The following is a 20,598-nucleotide window of genomic DNA, read 5'->3' as shown; positions in this document are numbered from 1 at the left end:
TCCGGAACCTAGTTATCCAGGCAGGTTGGGCCCAGGAGCACCTTCAGGTCACCGAACAACGAGGGACTGGGGTTGACCCTGAGATGGACGGGGAGTCCCATGACTTCGGTCCGGGTGTCTCCCTGCAGGTGCAGCCGGACTTCCGAGTTCCCCCGGTGGTTCCGGAGGACATCGCCCAGTTCGGTGACAACGGCCTCGGTTGCCTTGTGGGTGGGCATCGAAATGAGCACGGGCCCGTTGGTGCCTTCGCTGAGGTCCGGAACGGACAGTTCCATGCAGTTCAGCGTCACGGCACCATCGTCCCGCCGCTGCAGGCGGCCCTTGATCACCACCACCAGGTCCTCGGCAAGGACCGATGCGATAGGGCCGTACACCTGGCCGAAGAACATCACCTCCATGGAACCGCCGAGGTCTTCGATTTCGGCCCGGGCATAGGCGTTGCCGCTCGCTTTGGCGATCCTGCGGCTGAGGGAGGTGATCATCCCGGAAATGGTGACGATCGCACCGTCGTGCGGCCCGTCGTCGCCGATGATCGAGGTGATGGACTGGTCCGCGTGCTGGCTGAGGAGTCCTTCCAGTCCCTGTAGCGGGTGGTCTGAAACATACAGGCCGAGCATGTCGCGCTCAAACGAGAGCTTGTCCTTTTTCTCCCATTCCGGGAGGTCGGGAATCTCGATGCTCAGCGACGCCTCGGATTCGGCCTCCTCGAAACCGGCGAAGAGATCGAACTGGCCGATCGCCTCGTTCCGCTTGAGGGTGATGACGGAGTCGATGGCCTCTTCATGGATCATCGCCAGGGCGCGCCGGTGGTGGTTGAGGGAATCGAAGGCCCCGGCCTTGATCAGGGATTCAATGGTCCGCTTGTTGCAGACCACCGCGGGGACTTTGACGAGGTAGTCCTTGAAGGATGTGTAGGCGCCTTCCTTTTCCCGCGCGGCCACCATGGCTTCGACGGCGTTGACGCCCACGTTGCGGATGGCGCCCATGCCGAAGCGGATGTCGGTACCGACCGGGGTGAAGTTCAGCGCGGATTCGTTCACATCCGGCGGGAGCACGGTGATTCCCATGCGCCGGCATTCGTTGAGGTAGATGGCCGATTTGTCCTTGTCGTCACCGACCGACGTCAGCAGGGCAGCCATGTACTCCGGCGCAAAGTGCGCCTTCAGGTAGGCGGTCCAATAGGAGATCACACCATACGCGGCCGAGTGGGCCTTGTTGAAGGCGTAGTCGGAGAACGGCAGCAGGATGTCCCACAGCGTCTTGACGGCGGCCGTGGAATAGCCGTTGTCCTGCATGCCCTGGGAGAAACCTGCGAACTGCTTGTCCAGCTCGGATTTCTTCTTTTTACCCATGGCGCGCCGCAGGATGTCTGCCTGCCCGAGGGAATAGCCGGCGAGTTTCTGGGCCACCGCCATCACCTGCTCCTGGTAGACGATCAGGCCGTAGGTCCCGCCAAGGATTTCAGCAAGGGGCTCCTTGAGTTCGGGATGGATCGGAATGACTTCCTGGATCCCGTTTTTGCGCAGCGCGTAGTCGGTGTGCGCGTTTGCGCCCATCGGACCGGGACGATAGAGCGCCAGCACGGCGGAGATGTCTTCGAAGTTGTCAGGCTTCATCAGCTTCAGCAGGGACCGCATGGGGCCGCCATCAAGCTGAAACACGCCCAGGGTGTCGCCCCGGGCCAGCAGTTCATACGAGGCCACGTCATCAAGGGCCAGGCTGTCCAGGTCCAGGTCCAGGCCGCGGTTGAGCTTGATGTTCTCCAGGGCGTCGGAAATGATCGTCAGGTTCCGCAGGCCGAGGAAGTCCATCTTGATCAGGCCCAGGCCCTCACAGGTGGGGTAGTCGAACTGTGTGATCACCTGGCCGTCCTGGATGCGCCGCATGACCGGGATGACGTCGATGATGGGGTCCGAGGACATGATGACGCCGGCGGCGTGCACGCCCCACTGGCGCTTCAGCCCCTCAATGCCGAGAGCCGTCTCGAAGACCTTGGCGGCCTCGGGATCAGTGGCGATCAGCTGGCGGAAGTCACCGGCCTCGCTGTAGCGCTTTGAGTCCTTGTTCTGGATGTCGGCGAGCGGGATGTCCTTGGCCATCACGGCCGGCGGGAGTGCCTTGGTCAGCTGCTCCCCCATGCTGAACGGGTAACCCAGCACACGGGACGAGTCCTTCAGCGCCTGCTTGGTCTTGATGGTGCCGTACGTGACAATCATGGCCACGCGCTCGTCGCCGTATTTCCGGGTCACATAGTCGATCACCTCGGACCGGCGCCGGTCATCGAAGTCAACGTCGAAGTCAGGCATGGACACACGGTCCGGGTTGAGGAACCGTTCGAAGATCAGGCCGTGCAGGAGCGGATCAAGGTCCGTGATGCGCATGGCGTACGCCACCATGGAGCCGGCTCCGGAGCCACGGCCCGGACCCACGCGGATGCCGTTTTTCTTCGCCCAGTTGATGAAGTCGGCCACTACCAGGAAGTATCCCGGGAACCCCATGGAGGTGATGACTTCGAGCTCGTAGTCGGCCTGCGTGCGGACTTTGTCCGGGACACCGCCCGGGTACCGGTATTCCAGTCCGGCGGCGACTTCCTTGACCAGCCACGATGTCTCGTCCTCGCCCGGCGGGCAGGGGAACCGCGGCATGTAGTTTGCGCCGGTGTTGAACGAGACGTCGCAGCGCTCGGCGATCAGGAGTGTGTTGTCGCAGGCGTCCGGGTGGTCCCTGAACAGCTCCCGCATCTCCTGCGGGGACTTGAGGTAGTAGCCGCTGCCGGAGAACGCGAAACGGGAACCGCCGTTGTCATACGTTGGCTCCAGCAGCGTGGAACCTGACTGGATGGCCAGCAGTGCCTCGTGTGCCTTGGCGTCGTGTTCGTGCGTGTAGTGCAGGTCGTTGGTGGCCACCAATGGCAGGTTCAGATCCTTGGCCAGCCGCAGCAGGTCCCCCGTGACCCGGCGTTCGATGTCCAGGCCATGGTCCATCAGTTCGCAGAAGTAGTTCTCCGCCCCGAAAATGTCACGGAATTCCGAGGCGGCTTCCAGGGCTTCGCGGTACTGGCCCAGCCGCAGCCGGGTCTGGACTTCTCCCGAGGGGCAGCCGGTGGTGGCGATCAGGCCCTCGGAGTATGTGTTCAGGAGCTCACGGTCCAAACGCGGCCACTTGCCGAAGACTGCGTCCAGCGAGCCAATGGACGAGGCCCGGAAGAGGTTGCGCATGCCGACGTTGTTGTAGCTCAGCAGCGTCATGTGGGTGTATGAGCCACCGCCGGAGATGTCGTCCTTGCGCTGGTGTTCCTCGCCCCAGCGGACACGGCTTTTGTCCGTCCGCGCGGTGCCGGGGGTGACGTAGGCTTCAACGCCGATAATAGGCTTGATCCCCTGGTCCGTGGCGCGCTTCCAGAAATCGAAAGCCCCGAACAGGTACCCGTGGTCGGTGGTGGCCAGTGCCGGCATCCCGAGGCGTTCAGTCTCGTTGAAGAGCTCACCCAGGCGGGCTGCGCCGTCCAACATGGAGTATTCGGTGTGGTTATGGAGATGGACGAACGAGGCATTGCTGGAAGTCACCGCACTATTCTAAGCGCTGGCGGACCGCCAAGGGCCCAGCGACCCAGCAGCTAGGCGTCCCCCGACTCCAGGACTTCGAGGGCATAGGCCAGGTCCTGCGGGTATTCGCTGGTGACGGTCACGCGCTCCCCCGTTGCCGGGTGGTCGAAGCCGAGCTGCCGGGCATGGAGCCACTGCCGGGTCAGGCCGAGGGTGGCGGCGAGCCGAGGATCCGCCCCGTAGGTAAGATCTCCGGCGCATGGGTGCCTCAATGCTGAAAAGTGGACACGGATCTGGTGCGTGCGCCCTGTCTCAAGGTGCACCTCCACCAGGGTGGCCTTGCCAAAAGCCTCCAGCACCTCATAGTGCGTGATCGACGGCCGGCCGTCTTCGATCACGGCAAAGCGCCAGTCGTGTCCTGGGTGGCGCCCGATTGGTGCGTCAATGGTGCCCTCCAGTGGATCCGGGAGCCCCTGGACCACCGCGTGGTACACCTTATCCACGGTGCGCTCCTTGAAGGCCCGCTTTAGGGCCGTATAGGCACGCTCCGTTTTGGCCACCACCATCACCCCGGACGTGCCGACGTCGAGCCGGTGCACGATCCCCACCCGCTCAGGAGAACCCGACGTCGAGATCCGGAAGCCGGCTCCGGCGAGACCGCCGACTACTGTGGGCCCTACCCAGCCGGGCGAAGGATGCGCGGCAACGCCCACCGGCTTGTCCACAACGACAAATTCGTCGTCGTCCAGCAGGATTTTCAGGCCTTCCACAACTTCCTCCACCACTTCGAGCGGGTCCCGTCGTTCAGGCACCGTCACTTCCAGGACATCGCCGGCAACCAACCGCGCGGACTTTCCGAGTTTCTTGCCGCGGCTCACCACGTTGCCTTCGGCAATGAGGGTCGCGGCCAATGACCGGGAAATCCCCATCAGCTTGGCGAGTCCGGCGTCCGCCCGCGTTCCGCCGAATTCGTCGGCGACCACCACACGCTCAGACATCGTCCGTGTCCTTCGGCTGCGCCGCCTCTTTCCGTGGCGCCGCGACGTGGCGTGAACCGTCAAGGGCGATCCCCCTCAGCGTGAGGATACAAATGATGGCCACGGCCGAGACCACCGCGGAATCGGCGATGTTGAAGATCGCAAAATTGGGCAGCTGGATGAAATCCACCACGTGCCCCATGCCGAACGAGGGCTCCCGGAAGAGCCTGTCCGTTAGGTTGCCCAGGGCCCCGCCCAGGAGCAGGCCCAGTGCCAGCGACCACCAGGCCGAGCCCAGCTTACGCACCTGGAACAGGATGGCGATGGAGACGCCGGCCATGATGATGGAGAACACCCAGGTGACATTTTCCCCAATCGAAAATGCGGCGCCGGAGTTGCGGATGAAGTACCAGTGCAGGAGCGGCGGCAGCACCGGGATGCGTTCACCCTCCACCATCGAGGACGTCACCCACAGTTTTGTCAGCTGGTCCAGGACGTACGCAAAGACCGCAAAGCCGGCGAAGAGCGAGAGCAGGAGTGCCCGCCGGGGGCGGGCCGATGAAGGAGAGGGGTTTGCGGCGTCAGCGGCGAGGTGGTCAGTCATGGTGCTTTCATTTTGTAAAACCGATGTTAAATCCCGAAAACCGGCGGCCGAGGAATCCTCAGCCACCGGTTCTCAGAATACGTGCTTGACGAACTAGTTCGCTTCAACCTCAGGGGCCGCCACGGAACCGCGGGCGTCAAGGTCGCGCAGCTGGCCTTCAATGTAGGCCTTCAGGCGTGAGCGGTAGTCGCGTTCGAAGCCGCGGAGCTGCTCTACCTTGCGTTCCAGGACGGAGCGCTGCTGCTCGAGGGCGCCGAGGATCTTGCGGGACTTCTCCTGGGCATCGTTGACCAGGCTGCTGGCCTCGATCTGGGCCTCGGCGATGATCTTGTCCTTCTGGGACTGACCGTCGGCGACGTGACGGTCGTGCATCTGCTGCGCCATGACGAGCAGTCCGGCAGCGGACTCGGCCGAAACCGTGCTTCCGTTGGCTCCGGCGGGCGCGGCAGCCGGGACGGCTGCAGTAGGTGCTACCGGCTCGGCTTCCTTCTTCTTGGCGGCGTCGGGAGCTTTCGTCTCGACCTCGGCCTTCGCCGGGGCCTCAACCTTGTCAGCCTTGACGGGCGCGGGAACCTTCTCGACCACCGGGGCGGACGCAGCGGAGCTGGCCGGCACGCCGGAACCTGATTCTGCAAGCTTCTTGCGGAGCTCGTCGTTCTCCTGGTTCAGGCGCCTGAGTTCCACAACGATCTCGTCCAGGAAGTCATCAACCTCATCCTGGTCGTAGCCTTCGCGGAACTTGGTCGGCTGAAAGCGCTTGTTGACAACGTCTTCTGGCGTCAAAGCCATCTGGTCACCTCATTGGTCTAGTTAGTCAGTAGGCCTTCCGGCCGTCAAAACTACGGTACCTAAATATTGTCTGGTTCCTCTAATTCAACACTGGGTGTCAAACCGGAGATTTCTTCGCGCCCCAGAGGGAGTTCCATTTCCAGGAACTTCGCCTGCGCCGCTAGGTCTTGTCGAAGATTACGCGAAACCCCTGATGACCGCCATCGCGATGCTGACGGCGATGAACAGGACCAGAAAACCGAGGTCCAAGGTCACCCCTCCGAGCCTCAACGGCGGGATCACCCTCCGAAGCCCTTTGAGTGGCGGATCGGTGATCGAGTACACCGTGTGGGCCGCCACGAGGGCAACACCACGCGGCCGCCATTGCCTGGCAAACATCTGGACCCAGTCAAAGACCAGCCGGATGATCAGCGCCACGAAGAACAGCAAAAGGGCGATATAGACAAGTCCGAAAACAATTCCCATGACTTAACTCATATCTCCATGTCCATTCCGGATACCGCGGTGCCCTGCCAATGTTTCTTGTCTATTTCAGCACAGATGCCAGACAGGTGTACCTGTCTGGCATCCGGAATAAGCTCAGGGCTAACTTTGATTGAAGAAGCTGGCCTGGGTCTCGCTGACCTTCTTGTCATCGCCAATGACCTCAATGTACGACGGTGACAGCAGGAAAACCTTGTTGGTGACCCGTTCGATGCTGCCCCGGAGTCCGAAAACCAAGCCGGCCGAGAAGTCAACGAGACGCTTGGCGTCCGCTTCGCCCATGTCGGTTACGTTCATGATGACGGGGATGCCGTCCCGGAAACTCTCACCGATGAGCTTGGCGTCGTTGTAGGACCGCGGGTGGATCGTGGTGATCTGCCGAAGCCCGGACGGTTCTTCGCGGCTCGAGGCCGCACGCTTGATGGGGGTCACTGGTGCGCGGTATTCCTCTTCGGGGGCGTGTGATGATTCGCGGCTGACATCGCGGACGGGTGCCGGTGCACGGCGTTCCTCGCGGTCAACTTCCACGGAATCGTCCTCGTCCTTACGTGTTGTGGTGTGCTCGGACTCGTAGTGTTCATCGCCGTCGGCGAGCCCAAGATAGATCATTGTCTTGCGCAGAGCGCCGGCCATGGTCGACTCCTAATCGTGTCCGTAGGCGGGCCGCCCAATGACTTGACAGCATTGAATCCCCCGCCATTCACTTCCTATGGGTTTGACGCTACCCCACGTCAGGACGCGATCCGAGAATATCGGAACCGATTCGCAGGTGTGTCGCACCGAAACGGATGGCCGCTTCCAGGTCCTGGCTCATGCCCGCCGAGATGGCCGTTGCGCCGGGATGCTCCGCTACCAAGTTCGCCGAGATGGCTGCCAGCTTTTCGAACGCCGCCTCCGGGCTGGCGCCCAACGGGGCGACAGCCATAACGCCCGCCAGTTCCAGTCCTGCGGCGGCCGCCAGCCGCTCGGCCAGGAGTGGTACCTCCGCCGCGGCCGCGCCGCCGCGGTGGGCGCCGGCGTCGTCGTCGAGACTGACCTGGATGAAGCACTCCAGGGCTCCCCGGCCTGTCCGATCCTGTTCCGCCGCGATGGCACGCTCCAGGCCATCAACCAGGGCCAGCCGGTCCACGGAATGGAGCGCATGGGCGTACTTCGCCACGGATTTCGCTTTTTTGCCCTGCAGCTGCCCCACGAAGTGCCAGTTGAGTCCGAGCCCTGCCAGTTCGGCCGCCTTCGAGGAGGCCTCCTGATCCCGGTTCTCGCCGACGTCACGGACGCCCAGCGCAGCCAGGCGCCTGATGTCCGCGGCGGGATGGAACTTGGTGACCACAATCAGCGTGGCCTGTTCCCCTGCCCGGCCTGAATCCTGGAGGGCGGCCTGAATGCGCCGCTGCACGGCGGCGAGGCGCTCCGCCAGATCAGCCATCCGTGCCGTGTTGTCCTCCAAGGTGCCCTCATTCATGCGACCACACCAGTCCCGCGAAGCGCCCGGTGGTGTTGGACCTGCGGTAAGAGAAGAGGTCGTGGTTCTCGAGCGTGCACGGACCCGCATATTCGATGACGACGCCGGCAGCTTCAAGTTGGCTCTTCGCCCCCGCGGGCAGATCCAGCGCGGGCGTGCCCCAGGACGTGGCAGCCCATGTCGCCGGCACGTGCGCAGCCACCTGGGCGCGCAGCTCGGCCGGCACCTCATAGCAACGCCCGCAGATTGACGGGCCCAGCCAGGCACGGATGCCTATGGCCCCGGCGGAGCGCATCCGCTCCACTGCCGCCGGGAGAATGCCGTTTTCTATCCCCGGGCGGCCAGCGTGCACCGCGGCGAGGACCGGACCGCCTGATCCCTCCCCCACGAGTACCGCCGGAATGCAGTCGGCCACCATCACCGCAAGCGGCAGCCCCCGCGACACCATGGCATCGGCGGTCGGCGCAGGCGTGGCCGGCTCCATCATTTCCACGGCGTTGCCGTGGACCTGCGCCATGAACCGGAGGGAGCCACGGGCCATGCCGGCAGCGTTCTCCAACGCCTCGCGGCGCTGGAGAACGTCAACGGCGTCATCCCCGATATGCAGGGCAAGATTGCCGGCCTGGGTGTCTGTGAACGCCACACTCACGCCAGCAGTGACCTCAGCCCGCCAATAGAACAACCCGGGCCCTACTTCAGGAAGTCGGGGACATCCAGGTCATCGACGCGGTTCCCCGAGAGGTCCGGCTCCACTACCGAGGGCAGGTCGACGTCGAAACCTGAATCGGCGGGGACGGCCGACGGGCGCTGCTGGCCCCAGTTGCTCAGGCCTGACGCGCCGACTCCGGCGTGGACCGGCTGGACGCGGTGCTCGTGGCTGCCACCGGAGGTGGGTGCCTGGGCCGGCGCGGGCGCCGCTGCGGGCCGCTGCGGTGCAACGTGCGGCTGCGACTGGTCCATGGAAGGAGAGGTGGCCTTGACGTCGTCGAAACCGGCGGCGATGACCGTGACACGGGCCTCGTCACCGAGTGCGTCGTCGATCACGGCACCGAAGATGATGTTGGCTTCGGGGTGCGCCACTTCCTGGACCAGGCGGGCAGCTTCGTTGATTTCGAACAGGCCGAGATCGGAACCGCCCTGGATGGAGAGCAGGACACCATGGGCACCGTCGATGGAGGCTTCCAGCAGCGGCGACGCAATGGCGAGCTCAGCAGCCTTCACCGCACGGTCTTCACCGCGGGCGGAGCCGATGCCCATCAGCGCGGAGCCCGCGCCCTGCATCACGGACTTGACGTCCGCGAAGTCGAGGTTGATCAGGCCGGGCGTGGTGATGAGGTCCGTGATGCCCTGGACACCGGACAGCAGGACCTGGTCAGCGGAACGGAAAGCGTCCAGGACGGAGACGTTGCGGTCGCTGATGGACAGGAGCCTGTCGTTAGGGATGACGATCAGCGTGTCCACTTCGTCGCGGAGGGCGTCGATGCCCGCCTCTGCAGAACCCGCACGACGGCGGCCTTCGAACGTGAACGGGCGGGTCACCACACCGATGGTCAGCGCTCCGAGGGACCGGGCGATGCGTGCCACGACGGGGGCGCCACCGGTGCCCGTGCCGCCACCTTCGCCAGCGGTCACAAACACCATGTCCGCGCCGCGGATGACCTCTTCGATTTCGTCGGCGTGGTCCTCCGCAGCCTGCTTGCCCACCTCGGGATTGGCACCGGCACCGAGCCCACGTGTCAGCTCACGTCCGACGTCGAGTTTGACGTCGGCGTCACTCATCAGCAGCGCCTGGGCATCTGTGTTGATGGCGATGAATTCAACGCCCCGGAGGCCGACCTCGATCATGCGGTTGACTGCGTTCACGCCACCGCCGCCGATGCCGACGACCTTGATGACGGCCAAGTAATTCTGCGGAGCTGCCACGTTACGTGTCCCTTGTTCGTGTCCTATTGCGAAAACTGTGGAGTCGGGCTTGAAGCTTCGAACCTTAACCTTTGACTTGAAGGTTATAGTTATGTCAAGTAACTCATGTCTGGAACGCTATTTCCTATGGTTCGGACATTCAATAACCGGAGCCGCGTGTCGCGGGAATACCGGGTAAATGAAGCGTTCAGCGCGTCACGGGATGCCGGGGCGCGCTCACATCGTACACGCGCACGGGGTTCTTCGGGTCCGCGGGAACCTTGAGCAAGGCTTCCAGCACCTTGGCCTTGAGCTCCTTCTCCCCCGCATTCCCCCAAATGATGGTCTGACCGTCCACCAGTTTGAGCTCCACCGCGTCCACGGACTGGGCGGAGGCGTTGGACAGCTTCGACAGCACGTCCAGCGGGAGTGCACCGAGGACTGCTGCGGTGGCCTGGAAGAGGTCCTTGCCGATGGTTCCGGCGCCGCCGTCGATCACGGGCAGGGCCACCGTGGCCGGGTCCGCAGGGCTGGCCAGCACTACGCCGTCCACATCCACCAGCTGGTACTGCTCCCCCTGCTTGACCAGGGCCACCGGAACCCGCTCCAGCACCTGGACCGCCAGCCCGGACGGCGGCCGTGCCTGGGTTGAGACGGACTTGATCTGGACGAGGGGCGCCAGGAGGCGGCTGACCTCCTCATCGCTGATCTGGGGCAGGGGTTTGCCCTTCAGGGGTTCCAGTGCGGACTGGACCTGTTCCGTGGTCACGAGCCGGGTCCCGGATACCGAGACGGTGCCTACGGCAAGGACCGGCGAAAAAATCGCGGCGGCCAGCAGCGCGCAGACCAGGGCAAGGACAATGCCCAGGGTCACCAGGATGTTCCGCTTGCGTCGCTTGCCGGGCGGCTCCGGGAAGGCCAGCACATTGTCGGTGCCCGTCGGCGCCTTGCCTGCTGATGCCCTGTCCGCGGACCGCTTGCGGTCCGCGTCCTTGGCCTTTTTACGGCCGGGCAAAGACTGCGCGTACGCTTCCGGGGCTCTTTTGGAGGCCGAAATAACCTCCGGTTCCGCCGGCGCAGGAGGCTGCCGCCTGCCCGGCGAGGCGTAGGTGGGCCGGCGCGGACTACCCACCGAGCGCCTGCACGATCTGCGGTCCGAAGGCCGTGACATCCCCTGCCCCGACGGTCAGGATGATGTCGCCGGGCCCGGCGGCGTCCGTTAGGGCAGCAACCGCCCCGCCCGATTCCACCAGGCGTCCACCGGGAGCAAGGTGTTCGGCAATCAGCTGGCTGGTGACCCCAGGGATGGGATCTTCGCGCGCGGGGTAAATATCCAGGACCAGGGCGGTGTCTGCGAGGTTCAGCGCTTCTGCGAACTCCCTGGCAAACTCCCTGGTGCGGGAGAAGAGGTGCGGCTGGAACAGGACATGGACGCGGTGCCCGGCCGCAACGGACCGTGCAGCCGTCAGTGCGGCCCGGACCTCGGTGGGGTGGTGGGCGTAGTCGTCATAGACGCGCACGCCGCGCGCCTCCCCTTTCAGTTCAAAGCGCCGGGACGCGCCCGAGAAGTGCGCCAGGGCACGCGCGGCAGCTTCGGCGTCGACCCCCAACTCCAGCGCGACGGCGACGGCGGCGGCGGCGTTCAACGCGTTGTGCCGGCCAGGGACCTGCAGGTCCAAGGCGAACCGCCCGGCGGGTGAGGAGACCGCTACGTCACCCGGGCCGCCGTCGTGCAGTACCAGGTCCGACCCGTCCGTTGTGCCGTACAGCATCACGCGCGTGTTGCCGCGTGCGAGCGTCCGCTCTGCGAGGGCTGCGGCGCCGGCGTCATCAGCGCACGCAATCAGGACGCCGTCGGCCGGAAGCAGCGCCGTAAAGGCGTCGAAGGATTCGTAGACGGCCTCGGCGGTGCCGTAGTGGTCCAGGTGATCGGGTTCGACATTGGTGACCACGGCAATCTTTGGCCGGTAGTTCAGGAAGGACCCGTCGGATTCGTCCGCTTCGGCCACAAAGACCCCTGACGAACCGTGGGCGGCATTGACGCCGAGCGCAGGCACATTGGCACCGATGGCAAACGACGGATCCATCCCGGCACCCTGGAGCAGGACGGTGATCATGGACGTGGTGGTGGACTTGCCGTGGGTACCTGCCACGGTCACCACGAGGTCGTCCCCCATGGTGGCCGCCAGTGCCTCCGAGCGGTGCAGCACGGGCAGCCCGGCGGCACGCGCTGCCACCAGTTCGGGATTGTCCGCACGGATCGCCGAGCCGGCCACCACGGTCTGGGCATCGCCCAGGCTGGCTGCGGCGTATCCGACGGCGATCCTCGCGCCGGCGGCAGCCAGCTCCGCCATCACCGGAAGGTCCTTGGCATCGGACCCGCTGACGGCGACGCCGCGGGCCACCATGATGCGGGCCACGGCGGACATTCCCACGCCGCCGATGCCGATGAAATGGACACGGCCCAGGGACTCCTGGCTGCGGATGCTTGCGGGGATCATGCGGATACCGCTTCCAGGACAAGATCAGCCATGCGCTGATCGGCGTTTCTGATGCCAAGGCGGCGCGAACTGGCGGCCATGGTGGCAAGGCGGGCGGGGTCGGTGACCAGGGGGATGAGCTGGCTCGCCACCCACTGCGCGGTGAAGGCCTTGTCCTGGACCAGCAGTGCGCCGCCGGCGTTCACGAGCCCCGCCGCGTTGAGCGCCTGCTCGCCGTTGCCGATGGGCAGCGGGACAAACACTGCGGGTACACCCACGGCGGCCACTTCACAGACCGTGGCTGCGCCGGACCGCGCCAGCAGCACGTCCGCGGCGGCATACACCCGTTCCATGCCGTCCACGTACTCCAGCTGCCGGTATCCCGGTGCGGCGAGCGGGCCGCCGTCGGGTCCCAAAACGGTCTTGCCGCGGCCGGTGATGTGGAGTGTCTGGATTCCCGCCGCGCCAAGGTCCTGGACGGCGGCGGCCACCGCGCGGTTGATGCTCTGGGCCCCGGAGGAACCGCCGGTCACAATCAGTGTGGGCGTGCTCGGGTCCAGGCCCAGGGCAACGCGTGCGGCGGCACGGCCGGCGTCCCGGTCGAGGCTGGAGATTTCGGTCCGCATCGGCATGCCGACGTGGCGGGCGTGCCGCAGGCGCGTGGTATCGAAGGCGGTAGCCACGTGACGGGTCAGGAACGATCCCACCCGGTTGGCAAGGCCAGGCCTGGTATTGGCCTCATGGATCACGATGGGGATTCCCCGGCGCCGGGCGGCGAGGTACAGCGGTGTGCAGACGTAGCCACCGACGCCCACCAGGACGTCGGCCGAGGCGTCGTCGAGGATGCGTCCGGACTGCCGGACCGCCCCGGCCAGCCGTGCGGGCAGCCTGAGCAGGTCAACGGAAGGTTTCCGCGGAAACGGCACGCGGTCGATGGTGGCCAGTTCCAGGCCGGCGGCGGGCACCAGCCGGGTTTCCATGCCGGCGGGTGTGCCCACGGCGAGCAGCCTGGCCCCGGGCGCGGCGGCACGCAGGGCGGCCGCGATGGCCAGCAGGGGGCTGATATGGCCGGCGGTTCCGCCGCCCGCAAGGACAATGGACAGGTTCTGGGAAGTCATCTGGTGCTACGAACGCTTTCTTGCGGTTGTTTTCGGGCCGGTTATTTTGGGGCCGGCGGTGTTGCGGCCGGCAGGTTTGCGGCCGGTGGCTCCCCCGGCCTTCTTGGCGCCGAGTTTGAGCAGTTTTTTCGGCCGGAGGGCAGGCGCCATCTGTTCACGGGCGAGCGAGAGCACCACGCCCACGGCGCAGAGCGACATCAGGAGTGCCGAGCCGCCATAGGAAATGAACGGCAGCGGCACACCGATCACAGGCATCAGCCCGGTCACCACGGCCATGTTGACCGTGGCCTGCCCCAGCAGCCACACCATGATGGTGCCGGCCAGCACGCGGTGGAACATGTCCTCCTGCGCCACCACTACGCGGTAGATGGCGGCGCCGAGGATGGCAAAAAGGACAAGCACGACGACGGTGCCCACCAGGCCGAGTTCCTCGCCGATGATGGCGAAGATGAAGTCGTTGTGGGCTTCCGGGATCCAGCTGTACTTCTGCCGGCTTTGGCCCAGGCCCACGCCGAACCAACCGCCGGAGGCAAGCCCATAGAGGCCATTGGTGGCCTGGTAGTTGGCGTCAATGCCGTCGGCACAGGACTGCCCCGTCCACCACGAGGTGATGCGGCACATGCGGTTTGAGCTGGTAATGGCCATGACGGCTGTGCCGGCCGCAGCCGCGAGGGCGGCGAACCCGAATACGTACAGCGGCACGCCGGCGAAGAAGAGGGCGGCGGCAGTGATCATCATGATGATCATGGCCGTGCCCAGGTCATTGCCCAGCAGGACCAGCCCGATCACGCCACCGGCCAGCGGCCCGGCAGGGATCAGCACATGGCCCAAGCGCCGCAGCAGCTTCCCTTTCCTGGCCAGGACGGTGGCCATCCACAGCGCCAGCGTCAGCTTGGACGCTTCGGAGGGCTGGAAGGTGATGCCGCCCAGGTCGATCCAGTTCTTGTTGCCGTTGACTTCGTCACCGATGACCTGGACCAGCACCAGGAGGACCAGCGCGGCGCCCAGCCCCGGCCAGGCCAGGCGCTTCAGCCAGACCACGTTGATGCGCGAGAGGACAAACATGGTGAAGATGCCGATGGCGGCGAACATCCCCTGCTTCAGGGCGTCCCCGTAGGGAGACTTTCCGGCAGCGATGGATTCGACGCTCGAGGCCGAGAGCACCATCATGATGCCGATGGCGGTCAGAGCCAGCGTGGAACCAAGGATCAGGTAGTACGTTGAACCGTTCCTGGAGGTGCCGGTTCCTTCCAGCGTGGACCAGAAGGCCCGGTACCAGCCCCGGATCTTGGCCGGCAGGGTGACGGTGGGCTTGGCGGGCGAAGCGGGTTTCCCGGCGCGCGGCCGTGCGGCCGGCGTCCGGGTGGGCGTGCTGACCATCGTTACTCCTCGCCGGTCTGGGCCTGCCCTTCCACCAGCTCGCGGACAGCTTCAATAAAGGCGTCGCCGCGGTGAGCATAGGAAGAGAACTGATCCATGGAAGCAGCTGCCGGGGCCATCAGCACGGTGTCGCCTGATGCCGCCAGCTGCGCCGCTGACGCAACGGCCCGGGACATCACGGCCGCACCGGAATCCGGCGAGCTGCCCGTGGTGGCTCCGCCCGTTGCGGCAGTCTGCATGTTTTCAGTGTCGCCCGCCGGCGTCGTGATCACGGGGACATCCGGCGCGTGTCGCTGCAGGGCGTCGGCAAGCGCGGAGGTGTCCGTACCGATGAGCACCACAGCCTTGAGCCGGGCGGCGTGGTCCCGGACCAGGTGGTCGTAGCTGACGCCCTTGGACAGGCCACCCGCGATCCAGATCACGTTCTCAAACGTGGCCAGCGACGCGGCGGCCGCGTGCGGGTTGGTGGCCTTGGAATCGTTGACCCAGAGCACGCCGTTTTCCTTGGCGACGGGCTGGATGCGATGGTTGCCGGGGACGTAATCCTGGATGCCCTGGCGCACGGCCTTCGCATCCACACCGTAGGCCCGGACCAGGGCTGCAGCCGCAAGGGCGTTGGCCACCATGTGCCGGGGGGCAAACTGCCCCAGGTCGGCCATCGACGCCAGCTCGGCGGCGCTGTCCTTGCGTTCCTCGATAAACGCACGGTCCACCAGCAGGCCTTCCACCACGCCGAGCATGCTGATGGCCGGCGTGAGAGTGGTGAAGCCGACGGCACGGCAGCCCTCCTCAACGTCGGCGTCTTCGACCATGCGTTCGGTCTCGATCTGCTCCGCGTTGAAGATGCACGCCTTCTGGGTCCGCGCGTAGACCTTTGCCTTGTCGGCGAGGTAGGAATTGTAGGAACCATGCCAGTCAACGTGGTCCTCAGCCACGTTCAGGCAGACGCTGGCCAGCGGCGACAGCGATTCGGCCCAGTGCAGCTGGAAGCTGGAAAGTTCAACCGCGAAGACGTCGTACTCCACGGGGTCGCGGAGGGCGTCCAGGATGGGGGTGCCCACGTTGCCCACCGCGATGGCCTTCAGGCCGGCGGCCTGCAGCATCGACGCCGTCAGGCCCACGGTGGTGGTTTTGCCGTTGGTCCCGGTAATGGTCAGCCAGTCGGCGGTTTTGTGCCCGTCCCGGACCCGCAGGCGCCAGGCAAGCTCTACGTCGCCCCAGACCGGAATGTGGGCGCGTGCAGCGGCCGCGAGGAGCGCCTGGTCCGGCCGCCAGCCCGGGGAGGTCACGATGAGCTCGGGGAAGCTGCCATCGATCTTGGGGATCCTGTTGACGGCGTCGTCGCCCAGGAGCACATCCACCGCGCCGACGATTCTCAGGGTGTCGGCCTGTGCTTTGGCTGTCTCGGACGTGGCCGCGTCCACCACCACCACGCGGGCACCGAGTTCGATGAGGGTATCTGCGGCGGCGAACCCGGAGACTCCGATGCCGGTGACTGCAACGCGCAGCCCAGCCCAATCAGAATCCCAGCTGACCAGGTTTTCCAGGCGGGAAGAAACAGTCACAGGAGCACCACCCATTCAGCGTAGAAGACACCCAGGCCCACTGCCACGAAGAGTCCGCCCAGGATCCAGAACCGGACCACCACGGTGACTTCTGCCCAACCCTTGAGTTCGAAGTGATGTTGCAGCGGCGCCATCTTGAAGACGCGTTTACCGCCGGTGGCCTTGAAGTAGCCCACCTGGATGATGACGGACAGGGTAATCAGGACGAACAGGCCGCCGATGATGCCCAGCAGGAGTTCGGTACGTGACAGGATGGCGAAACCGGCGATCGCGCCGCCGATGGCCAATGACCCGGTGTCACCCATAAAGATCTTCGCCGGGGAGGTGTTCCACCAGAGGAAGCCCACGAGGGCTGCGCTCAGGATGGCTGCCAGGAGCGCCAGGTCCAGGGGATCGCGGACGGAGTAGCAGCCGCTGCCGGCTTCCCGAGGTGATCCACACGCCTGGTTGTTCTGCCAGATTCCCATCAGGGTATAGGCGCCGAAGACCATGACCGAGGCTCCGGCAGCGAGACCGTCCAGGCCGTCCGTCAGGTTCACGCCGTTGGTTGCCGCCGTGACGATCAGGTTGGACCAGAGGACAAAGAGGATTGCGCCGACCACCGTGCCGGCGAAGGCCAGGTCCAGCCAGGGAATGTCACGGACCAGGGAGATTTTGGTCGAGGCCGGCGTCAGGCCGTCCGGGTCGGGAAAGTTCAGTGCCAGGATGGCGAAGCCTATGCCTACCGCCGCCTGGAGGATGAGCTTGGCCTTGGCGTCGAGCCCCAAGCTGCGCTGGCGCGAGATCTTGATGAAATCGTCCAGGAAGCCCACCAGCCCCATGCCGACCATCAGGAAGAGCAGGATCAGGGCCGACGCCGAGGGGCCGGCGGAGGCCGGATTCATCAGCCACATGATGAGGTGGGTCAGTCCGTAGCTGAGCAGGACCGCGCCCACCACTACGGTGCCGCCCATGGTGGGGGTACCGCGTTTAGTGTGGTGGGAGGTGGGTCCGTCATCACGGATGAATTGGCCGTAGCTCTTGCGGACAAGCAAGCGGATAAACAGCGGCGTTCCCACCAAGGCAAACAGCAGGGCAAGTCCTGCGCCGATAAGTAGTGCAATCACAGCAGCTCGCTCCCTTCATCGGTGGGTTCCGTGGATTGTGGGGGTAATGCTATCCGATCGCCCAAGTGCCGCAGTCCAACGCTGTTGGACGACTTGAAAAGCACCAGGTCGCCGGGCTCAAGCTCGGCGTTCAGGAGCACGTAGGCGTCCTCGGCGGTTTCGGCAAAGACGCATTCGTCGCCCCAGGAACCTTCCTGGACGGCGGAAACGTAAAGTGCGCGGGCTTCGCGGCCGACGACGACCAGCCGGGAAATGTTCAGGCGGACCACCTGTGTGCCCACAACAGTGTGTTCACGGATTGAATCAGGTCCCAGTTCCAGCATGGCGCCCAAGACGGCCCACGTGCGCCGTCCGCGGCCCAGGTCGGCCAGGGTGCGCAGGGCAGCCCGCATGGACTCAGGGTTGGCGTTGTAGGCGTCATTGATGATGGTCACGCCGTCAGCACGTTCGGTGCGTTCCATCCGCCACCGGCTTGCTGCTGACTGTGTACTCAGCGATGCGGCGATGTCCTTGCCGGATACTCCGGCCGCGTGCGCGGCAGCTGCTGCGGCGAGGAGGTTGCCGGTGTGGTGGGCGCCGATGAGGCGGCTGCTGACGTGCAGGCCTGTTTCGCCGCCGGGAAGGACGAGGTCGAATTCCGGGTTGCCCTCGGCGTTTGTGTCCGGATTCTCGCCCCGAACGGTGGCATCAGCGCGTCCTTCGGCCGAGAAGCCCAGCACGGTGGCGCCTGCGCGGCTGCGCATGGCAGCGACGCGGTCATCGTCGAGGTTGATGACGGCGGTGCCACCGTCGCCGAGGGCCTCCAAGAGTTCGCCTTTGGCCTGGGCAATATTTTCCACGCCGCCGAACTCCCCGGCGTGGGCAGTGCCGATGCCGAGGACGACGCCGATGTCAGGCTTCACCATGTCGGCCAGGTAGCGGATGTGCCCGATCCCGGTGGCGCCCATCTCGATCACCAGGAACCGCGTTTCGCTGTCGGCGCGGAAGACGGTGAGCGGCACGCCCACCTCGCCGTTGTAGGACCCCTGCGGGGCAACGGTGGCGGCCTGCCGGGTGAGGATGCCGGCGAGGAGGTCCTTGGTGGTGGTCTTTCCGGCGGAACCGGTGATTCCGATAACGGTCAGGGCTTCGCCTGCGGCCGAGCGGGCCAGGCGGATCCGACGGACCGCTTCGGCGGCCAGCGCGCCCATGGCCAGCACGGCATCCTCAACCAGGACAGCCGGATAGTTGGTGCCGTCCGGTCCCGTGACGGGGCGCTCAGCGAGGACCAGCACCGCACCGCGGCTGAAGGCAGCGTCAACGAAGTCGTGGCCATCGGCGTGCTCGCCAGGTTTCGCCACGTACAGCGACCCCGCGGCAGCCTCCCGCGAATCAGTGACCACCGAAAGGGGCGTGATCCCCGGATCGGCGTCCAGGCGGCCGTGTGTGATATCGGCGATTTCCGCCGCAGTAAGTGCAATCATCTCGGTCTAGGACTCTATCCGGTCGTGTCGGAGAACGGTGAATCCCCTGGCTGTCAAGGCGTTCCGCAGTTCCACGCGGTCATCCAGTGCAAGATTGACCCCCTTGACTTCCTGCCAGACCTCATGCCCCCGGCCGGCCACCAGGATGGTGTCCTCCGGACCGGCAAGTTCGACGGCGCGCCGGATGGCGGCGTCGCGGGGATAAACCTCTTCGATGACACACTCCGCCGATTCCTGTTCGCGCGCTGACCGTGCGCCCGCCAGCACGTCTGCCCGGATGGCCGCAGGGTCCTCATCGTGGGGGTCGTCGTCCGTGACGATGACGATGTCGGCCTGCTTTGCGGCGACGGCCCCCATGGCTGGCCGCTTGCCCTGGTCGCGCTGTCCGGTTGCTCCGAAAACCACGATCACCCGGGAGCCGGGCAGCGGTGACCTGACCGCTTCCAGCGCGCGTGCCAGCGCATCAGTGTTGTGGGCGAAGTCCACAACGGCCGCCGGTTCTTCGGAGACGAGCTGCATGCGTCCCGGTACAGCCACGGTGAAGGGGTCGTGGTGGTCCAGGGCGGCCTGAACGGTGGCGGCGTCCAGCCCGCTGGTCAGGACCATGACCGTGGCCAGCGCTGCGTTGGCCACGTTGAAATTGCCAGGCAGGCCGGTGTGGACGTTGAGGCTGACGCCGTCGGGTCCCTGCAGGCTGAAGTCGGTTCCCAGTCCGCGCGCGGCTGTGTCCATCACGGCCCAGTCGGCGGGAGCTCCGGAGGGCGTCATCGAGAGGGTGGTGACCGGGATCGGAGCCGTGGCGGCAAGCCTGCGGCCCCATACGTCGTCGACCGTCACCACAGCCTTGCGGGCACGGTCCGGCGTGAACAGTTCCGCCTTTGTGGCGAAGTAGTCCTCCATGGTTCCGTGCAGGTCCAGATGGTCCTGGGTCAGGTTCGTGAAACCGGCAACGTCGAAGAGCACGCCGTCAACCCGCTGGAAGGACACGGCGTGGGAGGAGACTTCCATGGACGCGGCGTCCAGTCCACGCTCCCGCATGAGGGCGAGCAGGCCGTGGAGATCCGGTGACTCGGGGGTGGTCAGGAGGCTGGGAACCGGTTCACCGCCGGCAAGTATTTCGATGGTTCCGATCAGGCCGGTCTGCTGTCCGAGCGCACGGAGCAGGGCGTTGATGAAGTACGTGGTGGTGGTCTTGCCGTTTGTTCCCGTCACACCGTACAAACGCAGCGGCCGGCCAGCCGTTGGCTGGCTCTGGTAGATCATGGCGGACAGCGGCCCCACCACGTTGCGCGGTCCGTCCACCACCAGGATGGGGACGGCGGTGTCCGCTGACAGCGCAAGCACGCGCGCACCGGCGTCGTCAGTCAGGACTGCCACGGCTCCCCTGCCGACCGCCTGCGACACAAAGTCAGCGCCATGGCGGGAAGCCCCCGGCAGCGCCACATAAAGGTCGCCCTGTTCCACGGTTCGCGAGTTCAGTGAAATTCCCGTGACGCTGACGGCAGCGGAGGCGCCCGGGACCCGCACACCGATCGCGTCGCCGATCGTGTCCAGGCGGACGGCTGCAACGGCCGTGGGCCTGAATCGCGCGGGGGCTGGTTCCCCGGCCGCCCCCGCGTTGCTGGCTGATGCGTTCTGCTCTGACAAGGGAATCTCCGATGGTGGTGCTAGTGGATCGTGCCCGCGGGAGGCTGCTCCCGCTGCGGGCGTTGGGGGAACTGCGG

General features: G+C 65.6%; 17 protein-coding genes. All 17 read right to left on the bottom strand.

Features of this window, described 5'->3' with window-relative positions:
• Positions 1 to 8: 8 nt before the first annotated feature.
• The 17 genes from dnaE to AC3IT0_RS08190 all read right to left on the bottom strand — a co-directional run bounded on the left by dnaE (position 9) and on the right by AC3IT0_RS08190 (position 20,521).
• Positions 9 to 3,566 carry a DNA polymerase III subunit alpha gene (dnaE, locus tag AC3IT0_RS08270; RefSeq protein ID WP_489323246.1) on the bottom strand — a complete coding sequence of 1,186 codons (3,558 nt, stop codon included), beginning with the start codon at positions 3,564 to 3,566 and terminating at the stop codon, positions 9 to 11.
• Positions 3,567 to 3,616: 50 nt separating this feature from the next.
• Positions 3,617 to 4,543: an RluA family pseudouridine synthase gene (locus AC3IT0_RS08265; RefSeq protein WP_489323245.1), complete on the bottom strand. Its 927-nt coding sequence runs from the start codon at positions 4,541 to 4,543 to the stop codon at positions 3,617 to 3,619.
• The gene (gene lspA, locus AC3IT0_RS08260) at positions 4,536 to 5,126 is read right to left on the bottom strand and encodes a signal peptidase II (protein WP_489323244.1); all 591 of its coding nucleotides are present in this window, start codon (positions 5,124 to 5,126) and stop codon (positions 4,536 to 4,538) included. The genes AC3IT0_RS08265 and lspA overlap by 8 nt, the downstream gene beginning before the upstream one ends.
• A gap of 93 nt (positions 5,127 to 5,219) precedes the next feature.
• Positions 5,220 to 5,915 (bottom strand): DivIVA domain-containing protein, encoded by a 696-nt coding sequence (locus AC3IT0_RS08255; RefSeq protein WP_489323243.1) that lies wholly within the window; start codon positions 5,913 to 5,915, stop codon positions 5,220 to 5,222.
• Positions 5,916 to 6,092: 177 nt separating this feature from the next.
• A complete protein-coding gene (locus AC3IT0_RS08250) occupies positions 6,093 to 6,380 on the bottom strand; it encodes a YggT family protein (RefSeq protein WP_489323242.1) in 288 nt (95 codons plus the stop codon).
• A 120-nt stretch (positions 6,381 to 6,500) separates the two neighbouring features.
• Positions 6,501 to 7,031 (bottom strand): cell division protein SepF, encoded by a 531-nt coding sequence (locus AC3IT0_RS08245; RefSeq protein WP_489323241.1) that lies wholly within the window; start codon positions 7,029 to 7,031, stop codon positions 6,501 to 6,503.
• A gap of 88 nt (positions 7,032 to 7,119) precedes the next feature.
• Complete coding sequence (locus tag AC3IT0_RS08240; protein WP_489323240.1) at positions 7,120 to 7,860, bottom strand: YggS family pyridoxal phosphate-dependent enzyme; 741 nt, start codon at positions 7,858 to 7,860, stop codon at positions 7,120 to 7,122.
• On the bottom strand, positions 7,853 to 8,542 hold the full coding sequence (locus tag AC3IT0_RS08235; protein WP_489323239.1) for a purine nucleoside phosphorylase YfiH/LACC1 family protein: 690 nt from the start codon (positions 8,540 to 8,542) through the stop codon (positions 7,853 to 7,855). Before AC3IT0_RS08235 ends, AC3IT0_RS08240 begins: the two co-directional genes overlap by 8 nt.
• Positions 8,543 to 8,550: 8 nt before the next feature.
• Positions 8,551 to 9,783: a cell division protein FtsZ gene (gene ftsZ, locus AC3IT0_RS08230; protein ID WP_489323238.1), complete on the bottom strand. Its 1,233-nt coding sequence runs from the start codon at positions 9,781 to 9,783 to the stop codon at positions 8,551 to 8,553.
• A 187-nt stretch (positions 9,784 to 9,970) separates the two neighbouring features.
• Entirely contained in the window at positions 9,971 to 10,894 is a 924-nt protein-coding gene (locus AC3IT0_RS08225; protein ID WP_489323237.1) for a cell division protein FtsQ/DivIB, read from the bottom strand.
• Positions 10,887 to 12,263 carry a UDP-N-acetylmuramate--L-alanine ligase gene (gene murC / locus AC3IT0_RS08220; RefSeq protein ID WP_489323236.1) on the bottom strand — a complete coding sequence of 459 codons (1,377 nt, stop codon included), beginning with the start codon at positions 12,261 to 12,263 and terminating at the stop codon, positions 10,887 to 10,889. The genes AC3IT0_RS08225 and murC overlap by 8 nt, the downstream gene beginning before the upstream one ends.
• A complete protein-coding gene (gene murG / locus AC3IT0_RS08215) occupies positions 12,260 to 13,360 on the bottom strand; it encodes an undecaprenyldiphospho-muramoylpentapeptide beta-N-acetylglucosaminyltransferase (protein ID WP_489323235.1) in 1,101 nt (366 codons plus the stop codon). Before murG ends, murC begins: the two co-directional genes overlap by 4 nt.
• Before the next feature lie 6 nt (positions 13,361 to 13,366).
• Positions 13,367 to 14,740 carry a putative lipid II flippase FtsW gene (gene ftsW, locus AC3IT0_RS08210; protein WP_489323234.1) on the bottom strand — a complete coding sequence of 458 codons (1,374 nt, stop codon included), beginning with the start codon at positions 14,738 to 14,740 and terminating at the stop codon, positions 13,367 to 13,369.
• Positions 14,741 to 14,742: 2 nt separating this feature from the next.
• Positions 14,743 to 16,320, bottom strand: coding sequence for a UDP-N-acetylmuramoyl-L-alanine--D-glutamate ligase (gene murD, locus AC3IT0_RS08205; protein ID WP_489323233.1), 1,578 nt, complete (start codon positions 16,318 to 16,320; stop codon positions 14,743 to 14,745).
• Positions 16,302 to 17,411 carry a phospho-N-acetylmuramoyl-pentapeptide-transferase gene (mraY, locus tag AC3IT0_RS08200; protein ID WP_489323232.1) on the bottom strand — a complete coding sequence of 370 codons (1,110 nt, stop codon included), beginning with the start codon at positions 17,409 to 17,411 and terminating at the stop codon, positions 16,302 to 16,304. The genes murD and mraY overlap by 19 nt, the downstream gene beginning before the upstream one ends.
• Positions 17,408 to 18,874: a UDP-N-acetylmuramoyl-tripeptide--D-alanyl-D-alanine ligase gene (locus tag AC3IT0_RS08195; protein ID WP_489323231.1), complete on the bottom strand. Its 1,467-nt coding sequence runs from the start codon at positions 18,872 to 18,874 to the stop codon at positions 17,408 to 17,410. Before AC3IT0_RS08195 ends, mraY begins: the two co-directional genes overlap by 4 nt.
• A gap of 6 nt (positions 18,875 to 18,880) precedes the next feature.
• Positions 18,881 to 20,521 (bottom strand): UDP-N-acetylmuramoyl-L-alanyl-D-glutamate--2,6-diaminopimelate ligase, encoded by a 1,641-nt coding sequence (locus AC3IT0_RS08190; RefSeq protein ID WP_489323230.1) that lies wholly within the window; start codon positions 20,519 to 20,521, stop codon positions 18,881 to 18,883.
• Positions 20,522 to 20,598: the final 77 nt, after the last annotated feature.

It is taken from the genome of Pseudarthrobacter sp. KH_020_B (genome assembly GCF_057840185.1).
Note: the sequence above shows the minus strand (reverse complement) of the source record. Positions and strands in the feature narration are given on the sequence as shown.

Excerpts from the sequence above, each read along its gene's own strand:
- AC3IT0_RS08195 (WP_489323231.1), bottom strand. The coding sequence starts at position 18,874 with ATGATTGCACTTACTGCGGCGGAAATCGCCGATATCACACACGGCCGC.
- AC3IT0_RS08245 (WP_489323241.1), bottom strand. The coding sequence starts at position 7,031 with ATGGCCGGCGCTCTGCGCAAGACAATGATCTATCTTGGGCTCGCCGAC.
- AC3IT0_RS08240 (WP_489323240.1), bottom strand. The coding sequence starts at position 7,860 with ATGAATGAGGGCACCTTGGAGGACAACACGGCACGGATGGCTGATCTG.
- ftsW (WP_489323234.1), bottom strand. The coding sequence starts at position 14,740 with ATGGTCAGCACGCCCACCCGGACGCCGGCCGCACGGCCGCGCGCCGGG.
- AC3IT0_RS08265 (WP_489323245.1), bottom strand. The coding sequence starts at position 4,543 with ATGTCTGAGCGTGTGGTGGTCGCCGACGAATTCGGCGGAACGCGGGCG.
- murD (WP_489323233.1), bottom strand. The coding sequence starts at position 16,320 with ATGGGTGGTGCTCCTGTGACTGTTTCTTCCCGCCTGGAAAACCTGGTC.
- murG (WP_489323235.1), bottom strand. The coding sequence starts at position 13,360 with ATGACTTCCCAGAACCTGTCCATTGTCCTTGCGGGCGGCGGAACCGCC.
- lspA (WP_489323244.1), bottom strand. The coding sequence starts at position 5,126 with ATGACTGACCACCTCGCCGCTGACGCCGCAAACCCCTCTCCTTCATCG.
- AC3IT0_RS08250 (WP_489323242.1), bottom strand. The coding sequence starts at position 6,380 with ATGGGAATTGTTTTCGGACTTGTCTATATCGCCCTTTTGCTGTTCTTC.
- AC3IT0_RS08255 (WP_489323243.1), bottom strand. The coding sequence starts at position 5,915 with ATGGCTTTGACGCCAGAAGACGTTGTCAACAAGCGCTTTCAGCCGACC.
- murC (WP_489323236.1), bottom strand. The coding sequence starts at position 12,263 with ATGATCCCCGCAAGCATCCGCAGCCAGGAGTCCCTGGGCCGTGTCCAT.